General features: G+C 31.4%; 15 protein-coding genes. 5 read left to right on the forward strand and 10 right to left on the reverse strand.

The window, feature by feature from the left end:
- Window positions 1-43: 43 nt before the first annotated feature.
- Window positions 44-265 (reverse strand): hypothetical protein, encoded by a 222-nt coding sequence (locus tag B3I31_RS06325; RefSeq protein WP_125349179.1) that lies wholly within the window; start codon window positions 263-265, stop codon window positions 44-46.
- Between the two features lie 30 nt (window positions 266-295).
- Window positions 296-553: a hypothetical protein gene (locus tag B3I31_RS06330; protein WP_286495840.1), complete on the reverse strand. Its 258-nt coding sequence runs from the start codon at window positions 551-553 to the stop codon at window positions 296-298.
- Window positions 554-859: 306 nt separating this feature from the next.
- On the opposite strand from B3I31_RS06330, the gene B3I31_RS06335 reads away from it, so the two are divergent.
- Entirely contained in the window at window positions 860-1,942 is a 1,083-nt protein-coding gene (locus B3I31_RS06335) for a hypothetical protein (RefSeq protein ID WP_286495841.1), read from the forward strand.
- Entirely contained in the window at window positions 1,926-2,555 is a 630-nt protein-coding gene (locus B3I31_RS06340) for a hypothetical protein (protein WP_180905620.1), read from the forward strand. Before B3I31_RS06335 ends, B3I31_RS06340 begins: the two co-directional genes overlap by 17 nt.
- On the opposite strand, the gene B3I31_RS06345 is transcribed toward B3I31_RS06340, so the two are convergent.
- The 3 genes from B3I31_RS06345 to B3I31_RS06355 form a co-directional block, all read right to left on the reverse strand.
- The gene (locus B3I31_RS06345; RefSeq protein WP_280049495.1) at window positions 2,495-3,052 is read right to left on the reverse strand and encodes a 5-formyltetrahydrofolate cyclo-ligase; all 558 of its coding nucleotides are present in this window, start codon (window positions 3,050-3,052) and stop codon (window positions 2,495-2,497) included. The two genes, B3I31_RS06340 and B3I31_RS06345, sit on opposite strands and share 61 nt — an antisense overlap.
- A 370-nt stretch (window positions 3,053-3,422) precedes the next feature.
- Entirely contained in the window at window positions 3,423-3,653 is a 231-nt protein-coding gene (locus tag B3I31_RS06350; protein ID WP_038336269.1) for a ferredoxin, read from the reverse strand.
- 14 nt (window positions 3,654-3,667) lie between these two features.
- Window positions 3,668-4,960, reverse strand: coding sequence for a peptidase U32 family protein (locus B3I31_RS06355; protein ID WP_280035167.1), 1,293 nt, complete (start codon window positions 4,958-4,960; stop codon window positions 3,668-3,670).
- A 153-nt stretch (window positions 4,961-5,113) separates the two neighbouring features.
- Here B3I31_RS06355 and B3I31_RS06360 point away from each other — a divergent pair, with 153 nt between their 5' ends.
- Together B3I31_RS06360 and B3I31_RS06365 are read left to right on the forward strand one after the other, a co-directional pair.
- Entirely contained in the window at window positions 5,114-5,455 is a 342-nt protein-coding gene (locus B3I31_RS06360; RefSeq protein ID WP_219034657.1) for a DUF4377 domain-containing protein, read from the forward strand.
- A 39-nt stretch (window positions 5,456-5,494) separates the two neighbouring features.
- On the forward strand, window positions 5,495-6,268 hold the full coding sequence (locus B3I31_RS06365; RefSeq protein ID WP_280035170.1) for a TrmH family RNA methyltransferase: 774 nt from the start codon (window positions 5,495-5,497) through the stop codon (window positions 6,266-6,268).
- Between the two features lie 60 nt (window positions 6,269-6,328).
- On the opposite strand, the gene B3I31_RS06370 is transcribed toward B3I31_RS06365, so the two are convergent.
- Genes B3I31_RS06370 through B3I31_RS06390 form a run of 5 tightly spaced genes read right to left on the reverse strand, consistent with a single transcriptional unit; the run spans window position 6,329 to window position 12,024 of the window.
- Window positions 6,329-7,243, reverse strand: a complete 915-nt coding sequence (locus B3I31_RS06370) for a hypothetical protein (RefSeq protein WP_125349186.1) — start codon at window positions 7,241-7,243, stop codon at window positions 6,329-6,331.
- Between the two features lie 29 nt (window positions 7,244-7,272).
- Window positions 7,273-7,746 carry a ribonuclease HI gene (gene rnhA, locus B3I31_RS06375; protein WP_038336544.1) on the reverse strand — a complete coding sequence of 158 codons (474 nt, stop codon included), beginning with the start codon at window positions 7,744-7,746 and terminating at the stop codon, window positions 7,273-7,275.
- A 3-nt stretch (window positions 7,747-7,749) separates the two neighbouring features.
- The gene (locus B3I31_RS06380) at window positions 7,750-9,600 is read right to left on the reverse strand and encodes a M1 family metallopeptidase (protein ID WP_291059459.1); all 1,851 of its coding nucleotides are present in this window, start codon (window positions 9,598-9,600) and stop codon (window positions 7,750-7,752) included.
- A complete protein-coding gene (locus tag B3I31_RS06385) occupies window positions 9,597-10,343 on the reverse strand; it encodes a lysophospholipid acyltransferase family protein (protein ID WP_291059457.1) in 747 nt (248 codons plus the stop codon). The genes B3I31_RS06380 and B3I31_RS06385 overlap by 4 nt, the downstream gene beginning before the upstream one ends.
- A 55-nt stretch (window positions 10,344-10,398) precedes the next feature.
- The gene (locus B3I31_RS06390; protein WP_291059455.1) at window positions 10,399-12,024 is read right to left on the reverse strand and encodes an alpha/beta fold hydrolase; all 1,626 of its coding nucleotides are present in this window, start codon (window positions 12,022-12,024) and stop codon (window positions 10,399-10,401) included.
- Window positions 12,025-12,190: 166 nt separating this feature from the next.
- On the opposite strand from B3I31_RS06390, the gene pgi reads away from it, so the two are divergent.
- On the forward strand, window positions 12,191-13,843 hold the full coding sequence (gene pgi / locus B3I31_RS06395) for a glucose-6-phosphate isomerase (protein ID WP_291059453.1): 1,653 nt from the start codon (window positions 12,191-12,193) through the stop codon (window positions 13,841-13,843).
- Window positions 13,844-13,873: the final 30 nt, after the last annotated feature.

Consider the following 13,873-nt stretch of genomic DNA (forward strand, 5'->3'; position numbering starts at 1 on the left):
AAAATCCGCTTAACGAGCGGATTTTTTTTTGAGTTTTTAAGTTCTATTTCGCAACAGAATCTTTTGTTGTTCCTGCTGGATTTACAGTTTTCGAAGAATCTACCGTAACTCCTTCTACAGAATCTGCCGAAGGAATTTCTGCTTTTTCAACATTTACAGAATCTTCAATAACTGTTGTTGGTTCTCCTACACTTGTTGGTTCTTGTTTACAAGAAATTGCTGTGAAAGAAATCGCTGCGAAAGCGAATAACGCTAATTTTTTCATTTGATTTTTTTGTTTAATCTATTCTACAAATTATTTTTTCTCTGTTGTTGTAGTCGTAGTTGTTTCAACTTTTACAGGAGTTTCTTTTACAACTGCCGAATCTTTGATAACAACAGAATCTTTTCCTACAGAGTCAATTTTTACAGAATCTTCGATTGTTGTAATCGTGTCATTTTTTACTTCTGTTTCAGTTTTTGTTTCTTTCGATCCAAATAAATTACAAGATGTTAGACCAAATGAAGTTCCGATTACTCCTAATACGATTACGTTTAATGCTAATTTTTTCATAACTTTAATTTTTGATATGTTTAATTGATTTTTTTTTCTTGATTTTTTCAATCATTTTGTTGAACCAAAGTTAAGCAGACATCAAAGTTTTTTGAAGTAAAATAGTTGTAAGATGATTGTAATCCAATCATCTAATATTCAACAAATGTTTTACAACAAAAGAAATCATTTAACAAAGCATTAATAAAGAAATACAACTCAACATATCAAAAAAATTATTTTATTTGTAGTTGTATTAAAAGAAAATTTGTAAAATCGAAATTATTTTACAAAATATTGAAAACCAACTTTATAAATTTTATTTTTTTGAGCAAATTTACAGATATAGAAATTTTCGAAATTCTGAAAAAAACGATTTCAAATCGATTTTTGGAAGAAAATTCTGCTCAATCCGAAAATATCTCCGATTGGAAGGGGCAAGAAATTACATCTTTTCAAGACGATTTATTCAATAAAACCAGATCTACTGTTAGTGAAAAATGGTTTTATACGTATTTTAAGTCAGATTTTAAGAAACTTCCGCGTATTGATATGCTCAATCTTTTGGCACAATATTGTGGATATAAAAATTGGGCACACTTTCTTAATGTTCAGAAAATCGAACATTTTGGTCCAAATAAGACTGAAGAATCGACGATTGAAGCAACAGAAAACGAAAATTTTTCATCAGAACATATAATTCCAGAAGAATCTGAAGTAGAGATTCCAGCAGAAGTTAAACCATCAACAGAAAAAGAAATAATTCCGGTAAAAGAGAAAGTTGCTAAAACAAAACCTAAGCTAAAATTGATTTCGATAATAGCAGCAGCAGTTGTTTTGTTGAGCGGAATTGGAGCAACTATTTATTATTCAATTTTTGGTCAGCGAGAATATGAATTTTGTTTTGTAGATTCGGATAGACAAGCTGCAATTACCAATTCTGTTGAGGTTACAATTATTAGAGATGGTTTTACGCCACTTTATTTATCAACGAAAACAGGTTGTATCAAATTCGAATCGCAAAAAGATACAATCAAGATGTTTGTGAGTTCACCTTATTATAAACAAGATACGTTTAAGGTTAATTTGCATCAATATAATCAGCCAGAAAAGCTTTTGTTAGAGCCAGATGATTATAAAATTATGCTGTATTATTATTCGAATTCAGCAAAAGATCTGAAACAACGAATTTCTAAGCTAAATCAAATGATTGCGGATGATGCGTTGATTTATCAAGTGTATGACAATGATTTTTTTGGTGTAGAGATTCTTTCGAAACAACAATATATCAATTTAGTTACAATGCCTACGACATCGTTAAAGAATTTTTCTTTGATCGAATCGGAAAGGAAAAATGGAAAAATTGTGAAATTAAAATTTAAAATCCAGCAAGATGAGAACGATAAGTAAAATAGTTCAGTTTAGCATGATATTGCTGATGAGTGTTTGGATGATATTTTCGTGCAAAGACGATAAATATAAAGGAGATTATAACCCAGAAGCGATAAAAGGTTACAAAAACGAAGCATCGACAGTAAGTAATAAAATGGATTCGGTAGAAGCTGTAAATTTTATTGCAAAACAAAAATTGCGCGAGTTTTTCGAGCTTTCGGCGCTGGCATCTAATACCAATGATACGGTTGTTGATAGTTTGTTGAGAGATCAATTGTTATCTTATTTTCCTAAAAAAGATACGACCGAAATATTTTCGTTATTGAGAGAACTTCGTTCGAAAAAAGTAACATTTACTTCCGTTTCTAAATTTGCAATTTTACCAAAAGATTCAATTACACCAGACTCTATTAAGCGAATTGCGTATACAATTAATTATTTCAATTCGGATAAAAAGTTAATCGAAACCAATAATCATGTTGGGGTATTTGTGTTAAAACAAGAGCCGATCAAATTTCAACGAGAGTTTAAATTCTATTTTAGAACGTTAAATGATAAAAAAGACTCGATTCAGAAAGATTCAATTCCGTCTGGAGTAATACAGAAATCAAGAGGAAAATCGCCGAAATAAGCGTCTTCAATATATTCGATAGGTCTAAAATAAGTTAGACCTATTTTTTTTGAATCAGCTCTACATCTTGCCAAAAACTTATCATAATATCCTCCTCCGTAACCTACACGATTTCCTTTTTTATCGGCAACAAACATTGGAATAAAAATAACATCAATAGCTTTAGAATCAATTTCTGAATACTGAATAGGTTCTGGAATTTGAAGTGAATTTAATACCGTTTCGAAACCTTTTTCTACTTTACAATTAATCATATCATCGCCAATAACCAAAGGCAAAACCACCTCTTTTTGTTGTTGAAATAGCCAATTTATGATTGGATAAGTATTGATTTCGTTATTTTTTTCGATAGGTAAGAAAATATGAAAAGTCTGATCTGTAGAAAAATCTAATTGTTTAATGTGTTCGAAAATTTGATCACTCAAGTTATTCACTTCTTCTTTAGTGAATGATTTTCTCAACGTTCGATAATATTTTCTAGCTTCAGATTTTGTCATTTCTTCGTAGTTTGATACGAAGTTAAGAAATTATCAAAGTAAAAAAGTAGAGAGTAATAAATTCCAATTAATTTAGAAAAACTAAAACAAAAATAAAACAAGCGATTGCCATAAATAGTAATAAGTTTACCGGTTTTACTTTCATTTTACTGAATAAAGACTTTTTGTAAGTTTTGTGAATTCTTTTCGGTTTAGACATTTTATAGTTTATTTGTTTTCTATATAGATGCAAATATGTATAAAAGGTTGCTTATAAAAAAAAGGGAAACCGTAAATATCTTTTATGAATTTGTATATTAATTAAATAAAATTAAAAAAATAAAAAGTCCATCAAAATTTTGATGGACTTTTATATAGCTAATGTTTTAACCTAAATTTCTTTTACTGTAATTATATTTACAGGGCAAGCTTTGGCAGCACGTTCGCAATTATCTGCGATAGAATGATCAGGGTCTTTCAACGTGTGGAAACCTTTTTTATCAATTGCTTTTAATAAAACAGATTTACCATCTTTTTTTGACATTCTGAATCGTTCTGGTGCTAACTCATAACAATAGTTGCATCCGATGCATTTATCGCGTTGTAACGTAATAATGACCATTGATAACTATTTTTTTAATGAGAATAAGCGCCTTCTTCAACACTATTTTGTTGCGTTCCTGGCTCTTCTACTTTTACTAATTTGTATAATTTATCAGATGGACGAATTCTAAATTCCATCGGAATTGTAATCGAATCACCTTTTTTAGCTGTATCAGATTTTACATCTTCCACCATCATTTCTGTTACCACCATTTCTTTGGCTCCAGTTGTTGGTCCTGTAACTAAAATTAAATCTCCAATTTTCAAATCATAGGCATCAATTACAAATTGACCAATACTTGGTTTTGGGAAGAAATGAACTCCTTTTCCGATATAAACTTTTTTCTGAGTTGCCATAGAACCTGGAACAGCAGACCATTCTCCTAATTTTTGACCTAAATAATATCCAGACCAAAAACCACGATTATAAACAGTTTGCAATAATCCCATCCAGTAATCCACTTTTTCTTTTGAATATGTTTTATCCGCAATAGAATCAATCGCTTCTCTATACGCACGAATTACAGTTGCAACGTATTCTGGAGCACGTCCACGACCTTCAATTTTCAATACTTTTACACCAGCATCAACCACTTCATCCAAAAATTCCATTGTACAAAGGTCTTTTGGCGACATCATGTATTCGTTATCTAATTCGATTTCGAAACCAGATTCTTGGTCGATTACCGTATATTTTTTACGACAGTTTTGTTTACAAGCTCCACGATTTGCAGAAGAATTGTGCGAATGTAAGCTCAAGTAACATTTACCTGAAACAGCCATACACAATGCTCCGTGACCGAAAATTTCGATTTCAACTAAATTTCCACTCGGTCCACGAACATCATCTTTGATAATCTGTTCACAAATCTTTTTCACTTGTTTCAAACTCAATTCACGCGACAATACCATTGTATCAGCAAACATTGCATAGAATTTTACTGTTTCGATATTCGTAACGTTAATTTGTGTCGAAATATGAATCTCAATCCCAATTTGTCTTGCATAAGCAATAACAGATTGATCCATCGCAATAACAGCCGTAATATTTGCTTCTTTTGCTCTGTCCAATAAGTTTTTGATTAAAGATAAATCGTGATCGTATATAATTGTATTTAAAGTAAGGTAAGAACGCACACCTTTTTCTTCACAACGTCTTACGATTTCTGGTAAATCGTCCATTGTAAAGTTTATTGATGCTCTCGCACGCATATTCAACTGCTCAACTCCGAAATATACAGAATCAGCTCCATTATCTAAAGCCGCTTGTAACGATTCGAAATTCCCAGCAGGAGCCATCAACTCCATTTTTCCATCTTTGGTCATACGAAAATTCTGATTTTAAGGTGCAAAGGTACAACAAAAAATACAAGTGATTAAGTTATTTATAATCAAGTTAAATTTTTGAGAATGAATTTACTTTGAAGTTTAAGTTAGTTTTTAGCATAATATTTGTTGTCAAACAATAAATGATATTCCATGAAAAAAATTATTTTATCAAGTATTTTAAGTATCGGTTTATTTGCCTCTTGTGCTTCAACTAAAGAATTGAAACAAGGAGAAGAATTGTTAACAGTTGCTCCAGAAACAAGAGAATGTACCGCAGGAGTTGCAAAAATGCAATGTATGATGGTAAAAGAAGCAAATGCAGCTGAATGGCAATATTTTTATAATCAGATTGAAGGATTTAAGCATGAACCAGGTTATGAATATCAAATTATTGTTTCAAAATCTGAAATTGAAAATCCACCAGCAGATGCATCTTCATTAAAATATAAGTTAGTAAAAGTTGTAAGTAAAAAATTAGCAACAATGAAATAATTTGAATCTACTTCAAAGAATTTCGAGTAATTTTGTAAAATGTTAATAGAAAGTCTTCAAAATCCAAGGATTAAAAACTTGCTGAAATTGCAAGAAAAATCGAGAGAACGTAAAAATCAAGGTTTATTTATTGTGGAAGGAACACAAGAAAATGAATTAGCTGTAAAAGGTGGTTACGAAGCGGTTGAAATTTATATTTGCGAAGATATTTATAACAAATCAATTGATTTTGGACAGGCAAAAGTATTTACAATTACCAAACAAGTTTTTGAAAAGCTTGCGTATAGAAAATCGACAGGCGGAATTATCGGTGCCTATAAAACGAAATCTTCGACATTAACGGATTTACAATTACCAGAAAATGCGTTGGTTGTTGTTTTGGAAGCTGTAGAAAAACCAGGGAATCTTGGTGCAGTTTTACGAACTGGAGATGGAGCAAAAGTAGATGCTGTAATTGTTTGTGATGAAACAGTTGATTTTTTCAATCCGAATGTGATTCGTTCTTCGGTTGGAACATTGTTTACCAATCAAATTACATCAGCAAGTAAAGAGGATGTTTTGGATTTCTTAAAGTCGAAAAATATTCAAGTTGTTTCAACATTTTTGAAAGATGAAACAAAGAATTTATACGAGGCTAATTTTACAAAATCATCTGCGATTATTTTAGGAACTGAAGCAACAGGACTTTCGGACTTTTGGGCTGATCATTCAGATTTGTTGATTAAAATTCCGATGTTAGGTTTTGTAGATTCGCTAAATGTGAGTAACGCAGCAGCGATTTGTGTTTACGAAGCTGTGAGACAAAGACAATAAGAGATAACTTAAAAAAATAAAAGCCACTTCTTTCGAAGTGGCTTTTATTTTTTTAAGTTATCAACCAAATTTTTTCATGCGCTTTGCAGCCTCATTCAACCAAGGTTGATAATTACAGTGTTTTTGTATCGCTTGATAAATTCCGTTGCTATTCGGATCTTTTGGATCAAGTTCATAGATTAATGAATTAATAAATCCGTTTTTTATCGATTGACTTTTGATGTTTTCCAATAAAGTATCTGGGGAAAGACCTTGATATAATTTTTCTTGTAAGTTTGTTAAGACAATATTACGGTAACTCTGATACGTTCTATAATCCTCGTCATTATCTAAATCAATTTCGTCTAATTCTGTCAAAAAATTAACGGGTAATTGTTGTGAAGCAGGATTGTAGTAAGTGTACGAATCCTTGTATATGTACAACAAATTGATAAAATCGTAATTTAAATTCGTTTTTTCTGTTTTGATGAACGAAGAATTAACTTCTAATTTTTCTAAATTTTCGAAAACTTTTTGATGAAACTTTTTGATTTGATTTTTGAAATCTGGCGGAGCAAGTTTAAATAATTCGGTATGTTCAGTTAAGAATTTATCCGTTTTAAAACTTTTGTCAACCAAATAATTGTTTCGATTTTTTCCTATTCCAGAGAATTTGAAATTATTCTCCAAATGTTTTAAATCTGTATTTAGAATCAAACTATCACCTGGAATCAAATAAATTGTAAACTCTTCGCGCTCGATAGAAAGTGTTTTGTAGCCTTCGTCAACTAACTGAAGAGTATCCGAAAAGTTTCCATCAAAATCTAAAGCAAAAGCTTTTTCACGATTATTCAATAATAGATAAATGCTATCTGTTTGCGCATTTGCGATTCGTCCACTAAAGTAGACAAGTTCACCTTTTTCTTTTTTAGGCGAACAACTGTAAATTGTAATTAAAAGTAGTAGGAGAAATCTCCACAACGTCTTCATTTTCATTTTTCTCTCTGCCTCACAAAAGTAGAAAATTATTCTTCGTTTTGATGAATTTCGAAGTAAGAATCTATCTTAAAATTTTCTGGTTTATTTGCTGCCGCAACCGCCAATTTATCAGCTTCTTCGTTCCAATGATGTCCAGCATGACCTTTTATCCATTGAAATTTTACGCGATGAATTTTATAAACCTCTAAAAATCTTTTCCACAAATCAGCATTCTTCTTTCCTTTGAAATTCTTTTGCACCCAACCAAAAACCCAACGTTTTTCCACAGCATCTACCACATATTTAGAATCCGTCACAATAGTAATCTCCGTGTTGGTGAACTTTAGCGTTTCCAAAGCCGTAATAACTGCCAACAATTCCATTCGATTATTGGTTGTTAGTCGAAAACCTTGAGAAATTTCTTTTTTGACTTTTTTCTCGGTTTCCAACAAAATACAACCAAATCCTCCTGGACCAGGATTTCCCAACGACGAACCGTCTGTATATGCTACAATCGCCATGTTTTATGGTTTGTAATTTAACATTGTATCAATTGTTTGACGCGCAACAAAATGATAATTTGGACGCGCATCTTTATAAATATTCTTCGCTAAATCCAATTGATTAGATTCTTTTAAAGCTAAATATAAAGGCTCTAAAAATTTACGACGACCAACATTTACCAAGAATTCTTTTGCATTTGTGTTGACTTTATCGTAATGCATTAAAAATGCTTTTTCGTACCAAGCTGTTTCTATTTCTGGATTTTTAGAATTCGTAAAATCATAAATAGCATCCAAATAAGCTAAATCTTCCTTTGTGTTTTTAGTCGTATCAATTTGACGAATAAAATGAACCCATTCGTTTGTAGATTTCGTAGAAATTGCCACTTTTTTTGGTGCAACTTTATTTCTTCCGTTTGTAATATCTTGCTGTAATTGTGCTTCTGCTAAATCGAATAATTTTGAAGTAGGTTTTTTCAAATCTTTTGGCCAACCTATGTTATAAATCCATTCTTGAACAAAAGAATCGTCTCCATTTGTCAAATTAGCTTTCAAATATTCGACAAATTTTTCTGTAGTCATTGTTTGGAAAGCGTGCGAAGAAAAATATTGATTCAAGAATTTATCAAACTTTTCTCGTCCATATTTATCTTCTAACATTTTCAAAAATAAATAACCTTTATCGTAAGGAACATCAGAAAAAGCATCATCAGGATTTGCCCCTTTCATGTTTACTTTTAATGAAGTATATTTTTCTGGAATATTTTTCATTGATGTTTCTAAATCTTGAAAACCGATTACCGAAATCATATCCGCATAATCTTTTCCTTCTAATTCTTCCATAATTCTACGTTCGAAATAAACTGTAAATCCTTCATTTACCCAGAAATCATCCCAAGTAGAATTCGTTACCAAATTTCCAGACCAAGAATGCGCCAATTCGTGTGCAATCAAATTCGTCATCGAACGATCACCTACAATTGCAGTTGGTGTTGCGAATGTTAAACGCGGATTTTCCATTCCACCAAAAGGAAACGAAGGCGGTAAAACCAATACATCAAATTGTTCCCAAGGATATTTTCCGTACAATTTCTCGGCAGCCGTTACCATTTTTCCCATGTCGGCAAATTCCCACGCAGCAGCTTTCAATAAGCCAGGTTCTGCATAAACTCCCGTTCTGTTATCGATTGGTTGATATTGTACATCACCAACAGCCAAAGCAATCAAATAAGGTGCAATTGGTTGTGGCATTTTGAAGGTATAAATTCCTTCGGAATTTTTTTCTTTTGGATTGATTGCACTCATCAAAGGCAACAAATCTTTTGGTGTTTTTACTTTTGCATCGTACGTTAAACGAACACTTGGTGTATCTTGAATCGGAATCCAAGAACGTGTTAAAATCGCTTGACCTTGTGACAATAAAAACGGATGTTTTTTATCGTGTGTTTGTTGCGGATTTAACCATTGTAAGGCATTTGCATCAGGCGAAGTTTTATAGAAAACTTTTACAATTGTATCATTTGGCGTAACATCAATGATTAAGGCTTGACCTTTAATAGAATCTTTTTCACCTAATTTGTATGTTGTTGTTTTTCCATTCGCTAATAAAACTGAATCAATTATTAGTTTTTCGGTATCTAAAATCAATTGTTTTGCTTGATTATTTTCGAATGTATAAGCCGCAGAACCTTTAATTTGATGCGCATCAAAATCGGTTTCGATATCCAAACTCAAATGTTTGATGCGAGCTTTATCTAAATCAGCAAAAGTTTGATTATCCTTTACTTCAGTTTCTGTGCTAGAAGAGATTTGTTTATTGCAACTAACCGCCGTTAAAGCCGTTCCTAATGCGATATAAACTAAATTTTTCATTGTTCTAAGTCTTTTAATATTGTGTTGTAAGCAGCTTCTTTCAGCGCCACTTTATCTTTTTTAACGTCTAAATCTTTGGTTTCGAAAGTAGCTAATAATCGAACTTTTATTTTTCCTGGATATCCTCTAAACCAATTGAATGGGAACATTTTATTCAATCCATGAATCGCCAAAACAGCCAAAGGCGTTTGTGTTTCAATAGCAATGTTAAACGCTCCATCTTTGAAAGGATCCAAATAAATTTTGAATTCTTTGTCGTTTGTAACGCCGCCTTCAGGAAAAATAAAAATACTCAGATTTTTGTCTAACTTTTTCTTTGCTTCGGGATAAACAAGTGCTTTACTACGTGCACTTTTTCGGTCGACAGGGATACAAATTCGTTCGAATATTCGTCCAAAGATAGGGATTTTAAGCAATTCTGCCTTGCCTACAAATACGATTGGATGATGTTTTAGAATAGTCAACATCAACATAATATCCATCACCGAAGTATGATTAGCTATAAAAACATAATTTTCTTTCGGATCGAGTGGAACAAGTTTTTTGTAATCTATTCTAAATCCTGTTCCATACAAAACAAATTTTCCCCAATATCTTATAAATGGGTAGATGTAAGGAAATGTTTTATCGAAGTTTGCTAAAGGTAATACGATAAAAACACCAATTGTTAGGACATAAATTGCGGCTAATAAAATCATCCAAATGCGCCAAATAAGGACGAAGAAACCTGTGATGTATTTCATTGAGTTGGTTTAGTTGGGTAAAGATATGGAGAAAATGAAAACTAAACCTATGTTCCTATTTTTTCAAAAACTTCAAAATGGCTTCATTTAATACTTTTGGTTGCTCGAAAGGAACATAATGTGTCGAATTTGGAATAATCAATAACTCTGCTTTTGAAATATTTTGTTGAATTTCTTTAGTATGACTCTCTTTTACTTCATCTTTTTCACCAGCAATAACCAATACAGGATTTTGAATTTTATTTAATTCTAGTTTAGTAATATTTGGTTCATTTAACATCAATTCGATTAAGCGTAAATTTGTACTTTCTGAAGGATTATTTGCTAAATTTTTCAAATTCTCAATCAGTTCTTTGCTTACTCCATTTGGATTAAGAACAGCTCCAATAGTCACTATTTTATTAATAAATTCAGGATGTTGAGCATTGAAAATTAAAGCTGTATTTCCACCATCACTCCAACCAACAAGATTGACTTTTTTTAGATTAAGTTTTTGAATGACTTGAAATAAATCGTTTGCAAATTCTTCGTAAGTGTATGGAGTATTTGTCAAATCGGTACTTCTTCCTTGCCCACGCGTATCAACAACAATTACTCGATAATGCTTGGCAAAAAATGGAATTTGTTGATAAAAATCTTCTATACTTCCATTATTTCCATGTAGAAATATCAAAGGCTCACCTTGTCCATATTCTTCATAATAAATTTTCGCATTGTTTAGATCAATATATTTTCCTGACTTATTTTTTCCATAAATCGACTTTTTAGCACTCTCTTTATGTTGATAATATGAAATTAATTCTTTCGTTTTTGCATCAATTTCTTCAGGCTTTTCCTCATTTATAGTCAATTTATCTTTTGAATATAAAATATCTAAGTTAGCGATAAAAACCCCTGCAGAAGTTTCCCAATTACCTTGACTTTGATATCTAAACAACAAGTCTTTTGCTAAAGATTTCTTAGCAGAAACACCAAAAACAAAATCTTCTTGAGCAAGTTTTTTATAATCAACTAATTGTAGTGTGACAGCAATTTTATCCACATTTTTGAATCGAAATTTATATGGTGTTAAATTAATTTTTTGCCATCCAGTTGTAGATGTTTTATAAATAATATTTTCATCTAAAAGCGATTCTGTTGGCAAACCATTTTTAACAGCGTAAATATTAACTTTTAACGTGATTTCTTCGTATTTAGAACTTGGAATAATATGAAAATTGAATGCGTTTAGTTTTGTATTTGGGTAAATTTCAAAAATATTTCCTTGTTCAATTGTTGGTACATTTTCATCAAACATTTTAGAAAAAGTAAGCATTGGACGAGTTTTTTGACCAATAATTTTCTCTTTCATTTTTTCTGTTTTAAGTCTAACTTCTGACAATGAAATTGATTTTTCATTCAAGATTATAATTGAATTCTGTTGAACTTCTTCTATAGATTTTGAAATTTCATCATAACCTAATGCATCAAAAATTAAATGACTTTTTGTTAGATTTTCTGGAATTTCGATAGAAAATTGACCATTTTCATCTGTAATTGCTCCAACTTCTGAATTTTTTATTCCAATCGAACAATATGAAATTGGCAAATTATTACTGTCTTTTACACTTCCTTTTAATTTAATTTGAGCTTGAAGAATTGTACAAATTGTTACGATTAATATAAAAAAATAGTTGCGCATATTTTATTGTTTTGGTTATAAGACGAATTGTTTTTAAAAAGGTTACATGAGAAGATTGATAATTATTTCTTAAATTTTTGTTTCCTACAACGTTATCGTGACAACATTGATTTTGAGATGAAGTTGAAATGATTAAATTTGTTAAGGAAAGAATACTAAAAATATTATGGCTTTAAATACAATCAATCCAACAACTACAAAGGCTTGGAATGCTTTAGAACAACATTTTCAAACGATTCAGCATACATCAATCAAAGAATTATTTGCTCAAAATGCAAATCGTTTTGAAAAATTTTCAATTCAATATCCTTCGTTATTAGTCGATTATTCGAAGAATAGAATTAATGCAGAAACGATTCAACTTTTGGTTGATTTAGCGAAAGAAATGGATGTTGATACGGCAATTCAGCAAATGTTTGAAGGAGATGTCATCAACGTGACAGAAAAACGTGCTGTTCTACATACAGCTTTACGCAATCGCTCTAATGAAGAAGTTTTGGTTGACGGAAAAGATGTGATGCCTCAAATTAATGAGGTGTTAGATCAGATGAAATCTTTTTCGGAAAAAGTAATTTCGGGTGAATGGAAAGGTTTTTCGGGTAAAGAAATTACAGATGTTGTTAACATCGGAATTGGTGGTTCGGATCTTGGACCTGTGATGGTGACGGAAGCTTTGAAACATTATAAAACTCGTTTAAATATTCATTTTGTTTCGAATATTGATGGAACGCATTTAACAGAAACTTTTAAAGCAATAAATCCAGAAACAACTTTATTTATAGTTGCTTCAAAAACATTTACAACGCAAGAAACGATGACAAATGCTTTTTCAGCAAAAGAATGGTTTTTGAATTCTGATGCGCAAGAAGCTGATGTAGCGAAACATTTTGTGGCATTATCAACAAATGCAGAAGGTGTTGCTAATTTCGGAATTGATACGGCAAATATGTTCCAATTTTGGGATTGGGTTGGTGGTCGTTATTCATTGTGGAGTGCGATTGGTTTGAGCATTGCTTTGGCAGTAGGTTTCGATAATTTCGAAGAATTGTTAGAGGGAGCGCATGAAATGGACGTGCATTTCAAAACAGAAACTTTAGATCAAAATATACCAGTTGTTTTAGCGCTTTTAGGAATTTGGTACAACAATTTTTTTGGTGCAGATTCGGTTGCTTTGTTGCCTTATGAGCAGTATTTATCGCGCTTTGCAGCATATTTTCAGCAAGGAGATATGGAATCGAATGGTAAATATGTTGGTCGTGATGGGAAAAAAGTGGATTATGAAACTGGACCAATTATTTGGGGAGAACCAGGAACAAATGGACAACATGCTTTTTATCAATTAATCCATCAAGGAACAAAATTAATTCCAGCCGATTTTATTGCAGGAGCTAATTCGTTGAATGTTTTAGGCGACCATCATGCAAAATTATTATCAAACTTTTTTGCTCAAACAGAAGCTTTAGCTTTTGGAAAAGATGAAGAAACGGTTGTTGCTGAATTAGAAAAAGCAGGGAAATCGAAAGAAGAAATTGATTTCTTAACTGCTTTCAAAATTTTTGAAGGAAATCGTCCTACAAACTCAATTTTATATCAAGTATTGACTCCAAAAGTTTTAGGAAATTTAATTGCGATGTACGAACACAAAATTTTTGTGCAAGGTGTTATTTGGAATATTTTCTCTTTTGATCAATGGGGAGTAGAGTTAGGAAAACAATTAGCAAATGTGATTTTACCAGAGTTAGAAAATGATGAACAAGTTACTTCTCATGATGCTTCTACAAATGGATTAATCAATGCTTATAAATATTGGAGAAAATAATTTATCAATATAATTACTAAAAAATCCGCT

Origin of the sequence: Empedobacter sp. UBA3475, from assembly GCF_002378465.1 — a bacterium.
Classification (GTDB): Bacteria; Bacteroidota; Bacteroidia; order Flavobacteriales; family Weeksellaceae; genus Empedobacter; species Empedobacter falsenii_B.